Raw genomic sequence first — 15642 nt, 5'->3', positions numbered from 1 at the left:
TCTACCATGGCCGTTCAGGAACTCACGCAGGACAACTTCGAATCCACCATTACCGGGAATGACATCGTCATCATGGACTTCTGGGCCCCCTGGTGCGGGCCGTGCCAGCAGTTCGCCCCGACCTTCGAAGAGGCCTCGGAAAAGCACGCCGACGTGGTCTTCGCCAAGATCAACACGGATGAGGAGCAGGGCATCGCGGGTGCCTTCCAGATTCGTTCCATCCCGACCCTGATGATCTTCCGCGAACAGATCATCGTGTTCTCGCAGCCGGGCGTGCTCTCTGCCGGTCAGCTGGACGAGGTGCTGGGCAAGGTGCGCGAGCTGGACATGGAGCAGGTCCGCGCCGATGTCGCTCGCCAGCAGCAGGAACAGGAGCAGGCCGGCGGCGCCGCGTAAGCGAACCCGCACCGCTGCACTCCCGCGCAGGGCGACGTTCCCTGCGCCACCAAACCCGGTCGAGCCTCGCGCTCGCCGGGTTTTTGCGTGTGGGGTGCGGGCTACCCTCGTAGAATGACGCCTTGCGGGACGGATATCCCCTTCGTACCCCAACGGAACCCGCCACCCTGTCTCAGCCGCGAAAGGATGCACGCCGATCATGCTGACCGTGATGACCCAGATGGGGGCCTTGATTGTCGCTGGCGTGGTCTGGCGGGCCCTGCAGCCCGGTGGTCTGGATGCCGATACCACCCGGCGGGTCCTGACCACTCTGGTCTACTATCTCCTGCTACCCGCACTGGTCCTGCAGGTGCTTTGGGTCGCGCCACTGGGGCTCGATTCCCTGCGTATCGCTCTGGTCGCCGGCCTCACGGTGCTAGCCATGGTGGGCGTTACCCTGCTCGCCTGTCGGGTCTGCATGGCCGAGCGGGCGGCGATCGGCGCCATGTTGCTGGCGGCTGCCTGGCCCAATGCCACCTATCTCGGGCTCCCGGTGCTGGACAGCCTGTTTGGCGAGGCCGGTCGCGCCGTCGCAATCCAGTACGACCTGTTTGCCTGCCTGCCACTGGTACTCACGCTGGGTGTGCTCCTGGCGCGGCGCTACGGCGATCCCGAAGCGGTGCGCCTCTATGGTGGCGGGAGCCCGTTGCGCGGCCTGGCGGCGGTCCCGTCGATCTGGGCGGCGGTGGTGGGCGTGTCCCTGAATCTGGCCGGCGTCCCGTTGCTGGATTGGCTGGATGTCTTTCTCGGATTCCTCGCCGATAGCGTGGCGCCCTTGATGTTGTTCTCGCTGGGTCTGGCGCTGGTCTTCAACCGCTTTCGGGGTCGGGATGCCCGCCCGCTGGCGGTCGTGGCGGTCGTGCAGTTGATCCTGGCCCCCGTCTTCGCGCTGGGGTTGGTGCTGTGGACCGGCCTTGAGGGGGTGCCCGGTGTCGGGTCGGTGCTGGAGGCGGCGATGCCGGCGATGGTCCTGGGGCTGGTCTTTTGCGATCGCTTCCGCCTCGATACCGGCCTTTACGCGGCCGCGGTCACGCTGACCACGGCGCTGTCGCTGATCACCCTGCCGCTGTGGTTCGCCCTCGCCACCCATCTAATCGCCTGACCTTTGGGGCTTTCCCCGCCGTCTGGTTGTGGCTGGTCCTGGATTGGGCTCCGTGTTTACGGTGCCTTCGGTCCGCATACTGCCCGGCGCTGAACTCGCTACGCCTTCGGCTCCGCTCAGACATCCAGCGCCTCTTCTCCCGCGAAAACCCTCTCCGCTCGGCGCGACGAAAACGGGGGGATCAAGGTCAAGACAACGGCGATCCACAGGTTCGTGGTAATGGATGAAGGCTGGGTCTTCGGACATCTTGGGCGCGCTCGGCCTGCGGCCATGGCGTGCCGCGCCCGCGAGCGGGCGCCGGGGGCTTTCAGGCGGCAGGGCCCATTGTTGTTTCGTGGGGCAGGAATACCTTCTGTCTTGACCTTCGCCTCCCGTATGGAGCCCCTTGCGGAAGGGTTCTCGGGCCGGAAGAAGGCGCTGGATGTCTGAGCGAAGCGCAGCGTAGCGAGTTCAGCGCCGCCGGCCCGAGAGCCCTGGAGCGAGGTTCCCGGGCGAAATCCGGGTGCCCTTCTTTGGGTCCTTTCTTGGGCAAGCAAGAAAGGACCTCGGGGCGCGCTGGCGAGTCAGCGCCAGGCAGTACGTGGACCGAAGGCACCGTAAACACGGAGCCCAATCCAGGACCAGCCACAACATGGCAGGCGTCGGACCGAAGGCACCGTATAAACACCGAGTTGCGAGACAGGTCTAGCTACCGCCATGGCACAAGCGCCCGTTCTCGCACGGGGGGAGCGCTGAGGAATTTGGGCTAGCGCAGGAGCATCAGAATGCCGGCGAGGATCAGCACGCCGGCGAAGCCACGGCGGAGGATGGCCACGGGCAGGTGATGAGTGAGCCAGACACCTGCGCGCACGCTGATGGCGGTCCCGATCACCACGCCGAGGATGGCCGGGAGATAGAGATAGCCCAGCGCCCACTCAGGCGCCTGGTAGGCCGGATCGGTCCACTGCGGCAGGGCGAACACCAGGCTCGCGCCGATGGAGATCGGCACGCCGAGGGCCGCGGCGGAGCCGATCGCCCGGCGTAGTTCCAGCCCCTGGCTGACCAGGAACGGCGTGGTCAGCGTGCCGCCGCCGATGCCGATCAGCGCGGAGACGGCCCCGATCACGGTGCCGCCGCCCAGCCAGACGCTGCGTCGGGGCACGGGCGCCTTCGGCGGCTGAACGTTGAGCAGCATCCAGATGCCGATCGCGACCTCGAAGGCGCCGAAGATGCGCCCCAGGTGGTCGGAGTCGATGCGCGTGGCCAGCCAGGCCCCGAGCAGGGCCCCGACGATGATCCCCGGCAGCAGGCGCCGCACGGCCGTGCCGTCCACCCCGCCGCGGCGGTGGTGGGCGCGGGCCGACAGGATCGCGGTGGGGATGATCGCGCCCAGCGAGGAGCCGACCGCGAGCTGCACCAGGCTGGCCGAGTCGAAGGCCAGCAGGCTGAAGATCGCGACGAACACCGGCACCAGGATCAGCCCGCCGCCAATGCCGAACATCCCGGCCGGGATACCGGCGACCAGCCCCAGAAGCACAAATAGCAGCCCCAGCGCCAACGGTGACTGGATGAGCGTGTCGATCATTCGTGCGTGGTGCCGGGTCGTGAGTCAGGACACAGTGGGCCGGCAAGCCGCTGGGGTTGCCGGACCCACTGTTCAGGGGGGAGAAAGCGCGCTCAGAGCGCCTTGAAGCACTTGCGGGCGGCCTCGATGGTGGCGTCGAGGTCCGCGTCCGAGTGGGCGTTGGACATGAAGCCGGCCTCGAAGGCGCTAGGGGCCAGGTAGATGCCCTCGCCCAGCATCGCGTGGAAGAAGCGACCGAAGGCGGCGGTGTCGCAGGCGGTGGCCCCGGCGAAGTCGGTGACTTTCTGGTCCGAGAAGAACAGGCCGAACATGCCCGGCACCTGGTTGGTGGTCAGGGCGACCCCGGCCTCGCGCGCGGCGTCCTCGAAGCCCGCGACGACCTTTTTCGTGCGCTGCTCCAGTTCGCCGTGGAAGCCCGGACGCGACAGGATCTCCAGGGTCTTGAGCCCGGCGGTCATCGCGATCGGGTTTCCGGACAGGGTGCCGGCCTGGTAGACCGGGCCCAGCGGCGAGAGGTGTTCCATGATCGCGCGCTTGCCGCCGAAGGCCCCCACCGGCATGCCGCCGCCGATGATCTTGCCCAGCGTGGTCAGGTCCGGGGTGACGCCGAGATAGCCCTGGGCGCAGTTCTTCGACACGCGGAAGCCGGTCATCACCTCGTCGAAGATCAGCACCGCGCCGTGCTGGTCACAGACCTCGCGCAGGGTTTCCAGAAAGCCCGTTTCGGGCGGGATGCAGTTCATGTTGCCGGCGATCGGCTCGACGATGATGCAGGCGACCTCGTCGCCCTTCTCGGCGAAGAAGGCGCGCACGCCGTCCGGGTCGTTGTAGGTGAGGGTGCTGGTCAGTGCGGCCAGCTCCTTCGGTACGCCGGGGGAGCTCGGCTGGCCGAGGGTCAGGGCGCCGGAGCCGGCCTTCACCAGCAGCGAGTCGCCATGGCCGTGGTAGTTGCCCTCGAACTTCACGATGCGGTCGCGCCCGGTGTAGCCGCGCGCCAGCCGGATCGCACTCATGGTCGCCTCGGAGCCCGAGTTGGTCATGCGCACCAGGTCCATCGACGGCACCAGTTCGCAGACCTTCGCGGCCATGTCGTTTTCCAGCCGGGTCGGGCAGCCGAAGGACAGGCCGTTGTTGCAGGCCTCGCGCACCGCCTCGATCACCTCGGGGTGGGCGTGGCCGGCGACCATCGGGCCCCAGGAGCCGATGTAGTCGATGTAGCGCTGGCCGTCAGCGTCCCACATGTAGGCGCCGTCGGCGCGGTCCATGAAGATCGGGGTGCCGCCCACGCCCTTGAACGCGCGGACCGGGGAGTTCACGCCCCCGGGGATGTGCTGCTTGGCGGCCTCGAACAGACGCTCGGTTTCCTGCATGACGGTGTTCCTGTTTTCGCTGGGTTCGTGATCGATGGGATTGGTAAGCCCGGCAACCTTAGCGGTGGCCGCGATCGGGTGCAAAGGATCAGTCGAATAGCGCGCTTATCCGTTGCGCGGCCGCCTCCGGATCGGGCGCGGCGCTGACGCCCTGGATGACCGCGACAAGATCCGCTCCGGCGGCGACGGCCTCGCCCGCATTTTCCGGGGTGATCCCGCCGATCGCGCAGATCGGTAGAGCTAGCTTGGAGTGGGCCTGTCGGATCAGGTCCGGCCCGGCGTGTGCGGCCTCAGGCTTAGTCGGGGACGGGAACATCGTCCCGAAGGCGACATAGCTGGCGCCGGCGGCCTGCGCGGCCCGTGCGCGCTCCAGTTCGTTGTAGCAGGACACGCCGATCACCGCGTCGGGACCGAGGCGGTGGCGCGCGGCCGCCGGGTCCGGGTCGTCGCGCCCCAGGTGAACACCGTCGGCCTGGACGCGGGCGGCCAGCTCGGTGTCGTCGTTGATGATGCAACGCGCGTCATGCGCGTGGGCGAGGGCGACCAGTGCGCGGGCAATCGCCTCGCGTTCATCGCCCACCAGGGTTTTGTCGCGGAACTGGATCAGGGATGCACCGCCGCGTAGCGCGGCACCGGCATGTCCAAGGTGGGCAGTGGGCGCGTCCATGCCCTCGGGCACCGCCGGGGTGATGAAGTAGAGCCCGCGCAGGGGGAAGTGGGTCTTAGTCGCCATTGGGACACAGCCGGTTGGGGACGTGCTGGCCACGACCCGGGGCGTAGCCACGGGCGACTGCGTCGTTCATGAACGCCTGGGCTTCGATCACCGCGGGTTCCAGGTCGCGGCCACGCGCCAGGAACGCTGCGATCGCCGCGGCCAGGGTGCAGCCGGAACCATGGTAGCCCGCTGGCTGGCGCGGCAGTTCGAAGGGACGCATGTGCCCGTCCTCGCGATACAGGTGGTTGATGATTGGGTCATCCTCGCTTCCCGCGTGGCCACCAGTGACCAGCACGTTAAGGGCGCCCAGCTGACGCAGTCGTTCTCCCCATTGCGCGGCGTCCTCGGTGCGGGCGAGGCGGGCCGCCTCCGGGCCGTTCGGGGTGATCAGGGTCGCGCGCGGCAGAAGGGTTTCGCGGGTGGCGTCGACCACGGCCTCGGTGGCTAGGGCCCCGCCGCCGCCGGCGACCATGACCGGGTCCAGCACCACCGGGATATGCGGGTGCGCGGCGAGCAGGGCGGACACCGACGAGACGTTATCGACCGAACCCAGCATACCGATCTTGATCGCCGCCACCTTGAGGTCGGCCAGGGTGACTTCGATTTGGGCGCGCAGTTGCTCCGGCGGCAGCACGGTGAAGTCCACCACGTTGCGGGTGTCCTGCACGGTGATCGCGGTCACTGCCGTGGCCCCGTGGACGCCGAGGCGGGTGAAGGTGGTCAGGTCGGCCTGCAGGCCCGCGCCACCGCCGGGATCGGAGCCGGCAATGGTCAGCGCGATCGGGGGATGATTCATGAATGGGGGCTCCCGTGCTAAGGTTGCGCGCGCCCCGGCACCCCGGGGCGTTCCTGTTCCGAATCCCGGGAGTGTACGCAGCATGAGCCACGAGTTCGAAGTCGAGTCCCTCCGTCCCCTGGCCGCCGCCGCCAAGTCCGGCGGTACGTTGAACGCGGAGGTAGACCGGGCCCTGACCGCGCTGGAGCAGGAGATCAACCGGATCGCTGCCGAGCTGCAGGTGGAGCATGTCGGGCCGGGCGTGGGTATGGCGGATATGAACGCCGAGCATGTCTATCGGTTGGTGATTCGCCAGCACGAGATCGACGTGACCCGTCACGAATGGAGCCTGTGGGTCTGCGATGCGCTGGATAACTGCGACTTCCGCGCCACCTGGCCGGTATCCGGCGCGGCCCGGCTGCGCCGCAAGCAGGTGGTGGCGGTGGTGCCGGAACTGGTGACCGGCTACCGAGATGCGGTCGTGGCCGCCGGCAAGGGGGATACCCCGGCCGGCCAGCGCCTGGCGCAGATCGCGGCGGTCTTTGAGTAACGCGGATCGCCTTGCGCGCCAGGCTGCATCAGCACTGTAAAGGTCAAGTGCGGTTGCACCACGAAGCGCACGAAGACACGAAGAAAGGGCGCAGGGTGTCTGCTCCACAGAGCGCACCGAGGACGCGGAGAAGATTGAGCGTTTTCGCTGGGGGCTGGCGGCTGATGGTTTCTGGGGGTGTGTGCAGGTAACGCGGCCGAGGGCGCGGCTTGTACCCTTCGCTCGGTCCAATCAATTCGATCCCCCGAACCTTCTTTGATTTTCTTCGTGTGCTTCGTGGTGAAATCGGCTCACCTTGCCAAGGGCGCGAGCGTCCGGTGTCGCCTTATGCCGTGCTGTCGGGGTCGCGCAGCGAGATGACCGGCCAGCCCTTGTTGCGGGCATGTTCCGCGAGGGTGGGGTCCGGATCCACGGCCACCGGGCGGCCGACCTGTTCCAGTAGGGGGATATCGTTGCGCGAGTCGCTGTAGAAGCTGGCCTGCGCGATGTGGACTTCGGGATCGGAATGATCCGCGAGGTGCTGGCGCAGGCGCTCGATCTTGCCTTCCTGAAAGCAGGGCACGCCGGTGAGCTCGCCGGTGAACTGTCCGTTCTCGTCCTCGTCCGCCAGCGTAGCGATCAGGTGGTCGACCCCCAGGATGTCGGCGATCGGTTGGGTAACGAACTGGTTCGTGGCGGTGATAATGACCAGCTCGTCTCCAGCCTCGCGATGTCGTTCCAGCAGGCCGGCGGCACCGGGGGCGATCATCGGCCGAATCAGGGTGTCGATGAAACGTTCTCGCCAGTCCTCCAGCTGAGCGCGCGGGTGCTCTGCCAGCGGACTGAACGCGAAGCGACAGAACTCGTGGATGTCGAGGGTGCCGGCCACATACTCATGGTAGAAGCGGTCGTTGGTCTCGGCATGACAGGTTGGATGGACGGCGCCGACCTCTGCCAGGAACTGGTTCCAGGCGTGATCGCTGTCACCGGCGAGCAGGGTGTTGTCGAGATCGAAAAGGGCCAGGGCCATGACGGTGCTCTCGAATTGGTTTGGGACGTGCTGGAGTGTACCGGTGGGCGTTGTGGGCTGCAGCCGTGTGCCCATGGATCGGTGTCTTGCCGGGCCGGCACCGGAGGCGCGGTAGGGGCTTTGCCGCCGATACTGTTGCTGTGGAACAATGCCAGTAATAGAAAAGCGTCTGGCTGATGCAAGTGATTGATTGTGACGGGTATCGCGCAAACGTAGGCATCATCCTGTGCAACGCGGAAAAACAGCTGTTCTGGGGCAAGCGGGTCGGTCAGGAGGCCTGGCAGTTCCCCCAGGGGGGCGTGAACGCGGAAGAAACGCCGGAAGAGGCGATGTTCCGCGAGTTGCGCGAGGAGACCGGCCTGTTACACCGGCACGTCGAGGTGCTCGGGAGCACCCGCCATTGGCTGCGCTACCGGCTTCCGGAACGGATGGTTCGGCGGCACCGGCGGCCCGTCTGCATCGGCCAGAAGCAGCGCTGGTTCTTGCTGCGCATGGTCGGAGAAGAGGACGACGTGGTGCTGGATGCAATGGAAACCCCGGAATTCGATGACTGGCGCTGGATCGACTACTGGCGCCCGGCGCGCGAGGTGGTGCACTTCAAGCGCCAGGTCTATCGCCGTGCCCTTTGCGAACTGGTACCGCTGATGTTCCCCGAGCTGGATCAGGGGCGCGCAAGCCGCTCCGGTAATCGCGGTCCGGCACCTTCGCTGAACCGCTCGTCGGTGTCGTCGCGTTGACGGTCCCGAAGCAGCCGTCGATGCTCGAGGTCCTGCGCCGCGTGGTGCAGGAGGTGAATGGCGCGGCGGATTTCTTCGAAGCGCTGCATATCATCGTGACGCGGGTGAAGGCGGCGCTGGAGATCGACGTCTGCTCGATCTATCTGAAGTCGCCGCAGTCCGGGCGTCTGGTGCTGATGGCTTCCGAGGGGCTGCGCTCGGAGTCGGTCGGACAGGTCGAGATGGACCCGTCAGAGGGTCTTGTGGGGCTAGTGGCCTCACGCGCCGAGCCGGTCAACCTGGATAGCGCCCAGGATCACCCGCGCTTTCGCTATTTCCCGGAGACTGGCGAGGAACATTTTCTGGCGTTTCTGGGTGTGCCGATCATCCATCAGCGCAGCCTGCTCGGCGTGCTCGTGGTGCAACAGCATCAGGCGCGCAAATTCGATGACGAGCATGTCTCTTTCCTGATTACGCTGGCCGCTCAGCTGGCCGGGGCGATTGCCTATGCCGAGTTCAATGACGAGATCTCTTCCGAGACCCCGTTGATTGGGCACGTGAACGTCGAGGCGACCGGGATTGCCGGTTCGCCGGGTGTGGCGATCGGCAAGGCCGTGGTGGCGTATCGCCTGGCGGATCTCGATTCCATCCCCGATCGCGAAGGCTCCGGGGTGGAAGAGGAGCTGGAGCATTTCAAGCAGGCGGTCGTGGAGACGCGCACCGAGATCGAGGATTTGAAGCAGCGCATGGGCGAGGCGCTGGGGCCGGACGAGCAGGTGCTGTTCGATGCCTATCTATTGCTGTTGGGATCGGACTCGTTGGTGCACAAGACCGAGGCACGCATCCACAACGGCCAGTGGGCGCCAGCGGCATTGCGCGACACGGTGCGCGAGAGCGTGCGGGTATTCGAGGACATGGAGGACCCGTACCTGCGCGAGCGTGCGGCGGATGTGCGCGACCTTGGCCGCCGCGTGCTGTCGCACTTGCTGCCAGCGGATCGTAGTCAGGACGAGTTTCCCGATGGCGGCATCCTGGTGGGCGACGATCTCACGGCCTCGCATCTGGCGGAGGTGCCGATCGAACGACTGGGCGCGATGGTCTCGGCTAAGGGGACTGGTTCCTCGCATATCGCGATCCTGGCGCGGGCCTTGAATATCCCGGCCGTGATGGGCGTGTCCGAGTTGCCGGTCGGCCGTCTGGAGGGTCGCGAGATCCTGGTGGACGGTTATCGCGGTCGCCTGTTCGTGAATCCCAATGCCGAGCTTCGGGTGGAGTTCGAACGACTGGTGCGCGAGGAGCGCGAGCTGGCAGAAGACCTGCGCGCGCTGGCCAAGGATCCGGCCGAGACCCGGGACGGCGTGGCCGTTCCGGTGCTGGCCAACTCCGGCCTGCTGGCGGACATCAAACCCTCACTGGAGTCGGGTGCCGAGGGGGTCGGGCTGTACCGCACCGAGGTCCCGTTCATGATTCGCGACCGCTTCCCCGGCGAGGAGGAGCAGGTCCAGTTGTACGATCAGGTGCTGGCGTCCTTCGATCCCATGCCGGTGACGCTGCGCACTCTGGATATCGGTGGCGACAAGGCCTTGCCGTACTTCCCGGTCAAGGAAGACAACCCGTTCCTCGGCTGGCGCGGTATCCGTATCTCGCTGGACCATCCGGAGATCTTCTTGACCCAGCTGCGGGCGATGCTCAAGGCGAGCCGCTCCCACGACAACCTGCAGATTCTGTTCCCGATGATTTCGGCGCTGGATGAGCTGAAGGGTGCGATGACCCTGCTCAACCGGGCGCGCGAAGAGCTGCTGGACGAGGGCTTCCGCATCCCGATGCCGAAAGTCGGCGTGATGGTGGAAGTGCCCGCGGCGGTCTACATGTCGGAGATGTTGGCGCGGCGGGTGGATTTTCTCTCTGTTGGCACCAACGACCTGGTGCAATACCTGCTCGCGGTGGATCGCAACAACGCCCGTGTGGCGCATCTCTACGACACCCTGCACCCGGCCTGTATCCATGCGCTGGAAACCATCACCGACGGGTCGCACCGGGCGGGCAAGCCGGTCAGCGTCTGCGGGGAGATGGCGGCCGATCCGGCCGCGGTGATCCTGCTGCTGGGGATGGGGATCGATAGCCTGAGTGTCAGTGTCTCCGCCATCCCGAGGGTGAAGTGGGTGATCCGCAGTTTCTCGACGGACCGCGCCGAGGCTCTTCTGGCCCAATGCCGGCTGCTGGAGAACGCGGATCAGATCCGCTCGCTGCTGAACAATGCCTTGGTCCAGGCAGGCCTGGGCGGATTGGTGCGCGCTGGCAAGACCTGAAATCGCCGACGATTAAGTCGCCGTGCATGGGCTCCTGGCCTCATCGTGGGGCGCGTTGATTGTGTTGACTGGGGGCGGCCATTGCCGGCGCCGCTTGGTAATCGACTGTGTGCACAGGGCACGCCATGCCCTGGGGGTGTCGCGGCGCAGCGCGCCTCGCGATGACCAATGATCCCTATCCTCAGGTTCGGCGTGCCCGAAAAAGACCGATCAGGGCGCTCAGCAGGAAGATGCCGAGCACCACGCCTAGGGCAATCAGCGCATCCGGGATGGAGCGGTTTATCACCAATACGACTGCGCCCACCAGGATCGGGACCGGGATCTCGTTGAACCAGCGATACCAGGTGTGATCGCGCCGGTTCAGGTCATCCCGGAAGTCGCGCACGATCTTGCCGCACCAGACGTGGTAGGCCACCAGGATGGCGATCAGCGTCAGCTTGAAGTGCATCCACGGTTCGGCCAGGTAAAACGAACGGTCCACGAGCATCGCGACGCCGAAGGCGATGGTAATCAGCGCCCCGGGGGTCATGATCCCGTAGAACAGCTTGCGCTCCATGACCTTGAAGCGTTCGTGGCCCAGGGCATCTTCCGTCATGGCGTGGTAGACGAACAGCCGTGGCAGATAGAACAGCCCGGCGAACCACGTAACCATGAAGATGACGTGCAGGCTGAGGAGCCAGTTATAGGCTTGCATGGAGGTCCTTCTCTTCAGGCCGCGCGAGGCATTGCGCGAGGTGGTTTACGACAGCCAGCGTTCCAGGTGGCGTTCGATCTGCTCGAAGTCGGGATCACCCAGCTTTTGGTAAACGATGCGCCCGCTCGGCGAGATCAGGAAGGTCGTGGGCGTCAGGCGAACCCCGCCGTAGGCCTGAGAGAAGCCTTCGTCGCTGTCGTGGATCACCTTGTAGGGCATTTCCCGATCTTCGCGCATCGACTCCACGCGGTTGATCGGGTCATAGGACATCGCCACCGCCAGTAGCTCGAAACCCTTTTCGGAGTAGGTCTCGTGCAGGTGAACAAGTTTCGGGATCTCGCGTACGCAGGACGGACAGTTCGTGGCCCAGAACGAGATCATCACCGGGCGGCCTTCGTAGTCCTCCAGGGCGACCCGCTCGCCATCGAGTGTGGTTGCTTCGAACGCAGGCGCTGGGCGCATGCCGTCGTCGGTGAGCCAGATGCTGGCAGCAATGGCAACCAGCGCCAGAATGAAGATGCCTCCGAAGATGGCTTTGCGGTCGATCCTGCCTTTGCTCATGGTGTGATCCGTTCGTCGAATAGGCTGCAGTTATGGACTGGCCGAACGCCCCTGCGTTCCGTGGCATCAGCCAAGCCGGTATCATGCCGCAGCATGACACATGCAACCAACAGCAAACCTATCCGCATCGGGGTTGTCGGTGCGACCGGATACACCGGCGTAGAGCTGCTGCGCCTGTTGGCGCGCCATCCAGCCGCGGACCTGCAGGTGGTGACCTCGCGCGGCGCAGCCGGTACGCCGGTGGCGGAACTCTTCCCCAGCCTCCGCGGGGCGGTCGACGCGGTTTTTCAGGCCCCGGATGAAGACGTCCTCGGCGGCTGTGACGTCGTCTTTTTTGCCACGCCTCACGGGGTGGCGCACGGGCTGGCGGCGCCTCTGTTGGAACGCGGCGTTCGCATCATCGACCTGTCGGCCGATTTCCGAATCCAGGACCCTGATCTATGGGCCCGGTGGTACGGTCAGGCGCACGGGGCCCCACAATATCTGGACGAGGCGGTGTACGGCCTTCCCGAACTGAACCGGGTGAAGATCCGCGATGCGCGGCTGATTGCGGTCCCCGGGTGTTACCCCACTGCGGTGACCCTGGCTCTGCTGCCACTGCTGGAGGCGGGCCTGATTGACCCTGACGACGTGATTGCGGACGCCAAGAGCGGTGTCAGCGGGGCCGGGCGAAAGGCGCAGATTGGCGGGTTGTTTGCCGAGGTGCAGGAGGATTTTCGTGCCTATGCTAGTGGCGGACACCGCCATTGGCCGGAGATCCACCAGACGCTCGCCGGAGTGGCCGGCCAGGACGTAGGGCTGATCTTCCAGCCGCATCTGGTGCCGATGACCCGCGGTATCCATGCCACGCTCTATTTGCGTCCGCGCGCCGACGCCGACTGGCAGGCCTGTCTTGAGGCCCGCTACCGGGAGGAACCCTTTGTGGATGTCCTTCCAGCGGGCGCGCATCCGCAGACGTCCAGCGTGCGCGGCACCAATCTTTGCCGTATCGCGTTGGCGCAGCCGCCACATTCCGGGCGTCTGATGGTGCTATCGGTGATCGACAACCTGGTGAAGGGTGCGGCCGGGCAGGCGGTTCAGAATATGAACTTGATGTTTGGCCAGGCCGAGACCGCCGGCCTTGATGGGCTGCCGGTCTTCCCTTGATGTACGGATCGGCCATATGAGCTCCCGTATCCCGCGTCTGCCGCGCCGGCCACGGATTCCGACCCGTCGGCGGACGTCCGGGCGCCGCGGGTCCGGATGGTTGTTGGCACTGCTGGGTGGCGCGCTGGCTGCAGTACTGATGGCCGGTGTTGTCTGGTTCGCGCTCGGACCTCCGGACGATACCGTGGAGGTGGACCCGCAACAGGGTATCGACGCCCTGCGCGACAACCTGGAGGCGGAGATTGCGGCGCGTCAGGCGGCCGAAGAGGCCTTGCGACGTGCCGAGCAGCAATTGGAAATCAAGACCGCCGAGGTGGCGGCTTTTTCTGGTGATATCGAACGCCAGGAAGCCGAGCTTCTGGAGTTGCGTGACGACTTGGCGTTTTATCGGCGGTTGGCCGAGGGCTCGGGCGAGGACGGCCTTGGTATCCGGTCACTGCAGTTGCAGCGCACGGGGCAATCAGGGGTCTTTGACGTGCTGTTTCAGCTCTACCGCCCGGGGTTGAACCGCTCGGTGGATGTGGAATGGACCCTCGAGGTAGAGGGTTACCGAGAGGGTGAGGAAGAGACCACGACGCTGGATGCCGAGGCCCTGGAGCTGGATGGCGATCGCACCGTGCAGGGGTTGCGGTTGCTGCACAACCATCGGGTGCGCATCCAGTTGCCGGAAGGTTTCGAGCCACGGCGCCTGACGCTGAGCGCAAGTGCCGAAGACGACGACGATCTTGAGCCGGTTTCCGAAGGCGCCGGTTGGGATCGCCTGCTGGAGGGAGTGCAATGATTGGACGAAAACGAGGCCGACGCGCAAGCAAGGTGGATACCCTGGTCGGGCGCAACACGGTGATCCATGGCGACGTCGAGTTCGGGGGCGGGCTACACGTCGAGGGTCGGATCGTCGGGGATATCCGCGCGGCTACGGATCCCGCCGCGGTGTTGATCGTGGCGGAGGGGGGCATGGTCGAGGGTCACGTCGCTGTGCCACACCTGCTGATGAACGGAGAGGTGCATGGTGATGTCCATGTGGGTGAGCACGTGGAGTTGGGCGAGACGGCCCGGCTGGCGGGTAATCTCTACTACGCCGTGCTGCAGATGGCGGAAGGTGCGCAGATTGACGGCCTGCTCAAGCGGGTCGATCATCCGCTTGAGGGCGAGCTTGAGGGTCCGGGTGAGACGCAGGCCCTGTCCAACGCCTCAAATCCTACGGAAGATGAGCATTCTTGACTCCGGGGCTCAGTCTTCCGTAGCGTGAATGAAAATGATTATTACAGGAGGCCCCGAATGTCCGAGCCCATGACGTCCGAAGCGGAAATGGACATCGAAATGCCCAGCCCGCTGATCTTTACCGATGCGGCGGCCACCAAGGTGAAGGGGCTGATCGAGGAAGAAAACAATGACAACCTGAAGCTGCGTGTCTTTGTGAGCGGCGGTGGTTGTTCCGGGTTCCAGTACGGCTTCACCTTCGACGAAACCGTCGGTGATGGTGACACCGTGGTCGAGAATGGCGGGGTGACGCTGCTGATCGACCCGATGAGCTTCCAGTATCTGGCCGGTGCCGAGATCGACTACTCCGAAGGGCTGGAGGGGGCGCAGTTCGTGATTCGCAATCCGAATGCCACCACCACCTGCGGTTGCGGCTCTAGCTTCTCCGTCTAGCGCCACCGTTGCAGTTCTAGTTAAAGGCCCGACCCGGTTTGTGCCGGGTCGGGCCTTTTTTATGTAGAGGTGTCAGCCTTGGTTTGTTGGCGTGGACCACTGCCTGCCGGGGATGATGCAACCAAGGATTCGCGGGCCGCGGGCGCCGGTGACCTCCGGCAGGTTGCCGGGCTCACCGGCCAGGGTGCGGGCCGCCAGCCAGGCGAACGCGGCGCCCTCCACCTGTTGCGGGGGAATGCCGTAGCGCTCGGTCGTTTCTACGCGGGTGTCTGGCAATGCTCGGGCCAGGCGTTTCATCAGGTACTCGTTGTGAGCGCCGCCGCCACACACCAGAAGTCGGTCGGGTGGCGCGGCGCTGACGGCTGCAAGGGCGCGCCGCACGCCCTCAACCGTCAGTTCTGCCAGAGTGGCTTGAATATCTTCGGGCCGGGCCGTGTCCAGTGCGTCGCCGGCATACGTCCGCAGCCAGGCGGGCGAGAAATATTCCGGGCCGGTGCTCTTGGGTGGCGGGCGGTGGAAGAAGGGGTCTTCCAGCAGTCGTTGCAGCAGCTTCGAATCCGGGGTGCCGCTGCGCGCCCAGGCCCCGTCACGATCAAAAGGGGTGCGATGGTGGCGTCGATTCCATTCGTCCATCAGGGTGTTGGCCGGGCCGCAGTCGAAGCCGACCACGGGATGGCCCGATTGCAGCCAGGTCACGTTTGCGATGCCCCCCAGGTTGAGGATGGCTCGTGACTCGTCCGGGGTGCCGAACTGGGCGGAGTGAAAGCCGCAGGCCAGCGGTGCGCCCTCTCCCCCGGCCGCGATATCGCGTGGACGGAACTGGGCGACGGTGTCGATGCCGGTAGCCTCCGCGATCCGGAACGGGTCGCCAATCTGCCAGGTGAAGGCCGGCTCGCAGCCGGGGGCGTGGTGCACGGTCTGGCCATGACTGCCGATGGCACGGATCGCCGCCGGCGCAAATCCGGTCTGGTTCAGCAGGCTCTGCACGGCATCGGCAAACAGAATGCCCAGGCGTGCATCCAGCGTGCCTAGTTGTTCGTAGC

General features: G+C 65.7%; 17 protein-coding genes and 1 pseudogene (1 of these 18 only partly in view). 10 read left to right on the top strand and 8 right to left on the bottom strand.

Annotated elements, in window-relative coordinates:
- The first annotated feature begins 6 nt into the window (after nucleotides 1-6).
- The 3 genes and pseudogenes from trxA (at nucleotide 7) to F462_RS14070 (ending at nucleotide 1966) form a co-directional block, all read left to right on the top strand.
- Nucleotides 7-396 (top strand): thioredoxin, encoded by a 390-nt coding sequence (trxA, locus tag F462_RS04270; protein WP_038051911.1) that lies wholly within the window; start codon nucleotides 7-9, stop codon nucleotides 394-396.
- A gap of 199 nt (nucleotides 397-595) precedes the next feature.
- Nucleotides 596-1537, top strand: a complete 942-nt coding sequence (locus F462_RS04265) for an AEC family transporter (RefSeq protein ID WP_018142100.1) — start codon at nucleotides 596-598, stop codon at nucleotides 1535-1537.
- A gap of 223 nt (nucleotides 1538-1760) precedes the next feature.
- Nucleotides 1761-1966: pseudogene (locus tag F462_RS14070) on the top strand (hypothetical protein).
- A gap of 316 nt (nucleotides 1967-2282) precedes the next feature.
- On the opposite strand, the gene F462_RS04260 reads toward F462_RS14070, so the two are convergent.
- The 4 genes from F462_RS04260 to thiD all read right to left on the bottom strand — a co-directional run bounded on the left by F462_RS04260 (nucleotide 2283) and on the right by thiD (nucleotide 5982).
- Complete coding sequence (locus F462_RS04260; protein WP_038051908.1) at nucleotides 2283-3101, bottom strand: sulfite exporter TauE/SafE family protein; 819 nt, start codon at nucleotides 3099-3101, stop codon at nucleotides 2283-2285.
- 92 nt (nucleotides 3102-3193) lie between these two features.
- The gene (gene hemL, locus F462_RS04255; protein ID WP_038051905.1) at nucleotides 3194-4471 is read right to left on the bottom strand and encodes a glutamate-1-semialdehyde 2,1-aminomutase; all 1278 of its coding nucleotides are present in this window, start codon (nucleotides 4469-4471) and stop codon (nucleotides 3194-3196) included.
- Nucleotides 4472-4559: 88 nt separating this feature from the next.
- Entirely contained in the window at nucleotides 4560-5204 is a 645-nt protein-coding gene (thiE, locus tag F462_RS04250; RefSeq protein ID WP_038051902.1) for a thiamine phosphate synthase, read from the bottom strand.
- Entirely contained in the window at nucleotides 5194-5982 is a 789-nt protein-coding gene (gene thiD / locus F462_RS04245) for a bifunctional hydroxymethylpyrimidine kinase/phosphomethylpyrimidine kinase (RefSeq protein ID WP_038051899.1), read from the bottom strand. Before thiD ends, thiE begins: the two co-directional genes overlap by 11 nt.
- 82 nt (nucleotides 5983-6064) lie before the next feature.
- Between thiD and F462_RS04240 the strand changes: the two genes are divergently transcribed.
- The gene (locus tag F462_RS04240; protein ID WP_038051896.1) at nucleotides 6065-6511 is read left to right on the top strand and encodes a hypothetical protein; all 447 of its coding nucleotides are present in this window, start codon (nucleotides 6065-6067) and stop codon (nucleotides 6509-6511) included.
- A 325-nt stretch (nucleotides 6512-6836) separates the two neighbouring features.
- On the opposite strand, the gene F462_RS04235 is transcribed toward F462_RS04240, so the two are convergent.
- Nucleotides 6837-7520: a histidinol-phosphatase gene (locus tag F462_RS04235; RefSeq protein WP_038051893.1), complete on the bottom strand. Its 684-nt coding sequence runs from the start codon at nucleotides 7518-7520 to the stop codon at nucleotides 6837-6839.
- A gap of 176 nt (nucleotides 7521-7696) precedes the next feature.
- Between F462_RS04235 and F462_RS04230 the strand changes: the two genes are divergently transcribed.
- Together F462_RS04230 and ptsP are read left to right on the top strand one after the other, a co-directional pair.
- A complete protein-coding gene (locus F462_RS04230) occupies nucleotides 7697-8257 on the top strand; it encodes an RNA pyrophosphohydrolase (RefSeq protein ID WP_038051890.1) in 561 nt (186 codons plus the stop codon).
- A gap of 20 nt (nucleotides 8258-8277) precedes the next feature.
- Nucleotides 8278-10545, top strand: a complete 2268-nt coding sequence (gene ptsP, locus F462_RS04225; protein WP_038051887.1) for a phosphoenolpyruvate--protein phosphotransferase — start codon at nucleotides 8278-8280, stop codon at nucleotides 10543-10545.
- A gap of 181 nt (nucleotides 10546-10726) precedes the next feature.
- Here the strand turns inward: ptsP and F462_RS04220 are convergent, their stop codons facing one another.
- Both F462_RS04220 and F462_RS04215 read right to left on the bottom strand, forming a co-directional pair.
- Nucleotides 10727-11239, bottom strand: a complete 513-nt coding sequence (locus tag F462_RS04220) for a CopD family protein (protein ID WP_018142091.1) — start codon at nucleotides 11237-11239, stop codon at nucleotides 10727-10729.
- Nucleotides 11240-11284: 45 nt separating this feature from the next.
- Complete coding sequence (locus F462_RS04215; RefSeq protein WP_038051885.1) at nucleotides 11285-11800, bottom strand: peroxiredoxin family protein; 516 nt, start codon at nucleotides 11798-11800, stop codon at nucleotides 11285-11287.
- A gap of 93 nt (nucleotides 11801-11893) precedes the next feature.
- On the opposite strand from F462_RS04215, the gene argC reads away from it, so the two are divergent.
- The 4 genes from argC (at nucleotide 11894) to erpA (ending at nucleotide 14599) form a co-directional block, all read left to right on the top strand.
- Nucleotides 11894-12946, top strand: coding sequence for an N-acetyl-gamma-glutamyl-phosphate reductase (gene argC / locus F462_RS04210; RefSeq protein WP_038051883.1), 1053 nt, complete (start codon nucleotides 11894-11896; stop codon nucleotides 12944-12946).
- 139 nt (nucleotides 12947-13085) lie between these two features.
- The gene (locus tag F462_RS04205; RefSeq protein WP_208854154.1) at nucleotides 13086-13727 is read left to right on the top strand and encodes a DUF6776 family protein; all 642 of its coding nucleotides are present in this window, start codon (nucleotides 13086-13088) and stop codon (nucleotides 13725-13727) included.
- Nucleotides 13724-14167, top strand: a complete 444-nt coding sequence (locus F462_RS04200; protein ID WP_038051878.1) for a bactofilin family protein — start codon at nucleotides 13724-13726, stop codon at nucleotides 14165-14167. The genes F462_RS04205 and F462_RS04200 overlap by 4 nt, the downstream gene beginning before the upstream one ends.
- Before the next feature lie 57 nt (nucleotides 14168-14224).
- Nucleotides 14225-14599, top strand: coding sequence for an iron-sulfur cluster insertion protein ErpA (erpA, locus tag F462_RS04195; protein ID WP_018142086.1), 375 nt, complete (start codon nucleotides 14225-14227; stop codon nucleotides 14597-14599).
- 72 nt (nucleotides 14600-14671) lie between these two features.
- Here the strand turns inward: erpA and F462_RS04190 are convergent, their stop codons facing one another.
- Nucleotides 14672-15642: the 3' portion of an anhydro-N-acetylmuramic acid kinase gene (locus F462_RS04190; RefSeq protein WP_038051875.1), read on the bottom strand. Its footprint extends 172 nt past the window's final position; 971 of the gene's 1143 nt are visible here — the last part of the coding sequence; its start codon lies off the right edge, out of view; the stop codon is at nucleotides 14672-14674.

Source organism: Thioalkalivibrio sp. ALJ1 (assembly GCF_000745395.1).
Taxonomy (GTDB): Bacteria; Pseudomonadota; Gammaproteobacteria; order Ectothiorhodospirales; family Ectothiorhodospiraceae; genus Thioalkalivibrio.
Note: the sequence above shows the minus strand (reverse complement) of the source record. Positions and strands in the feature narration are given on the sequence as shown.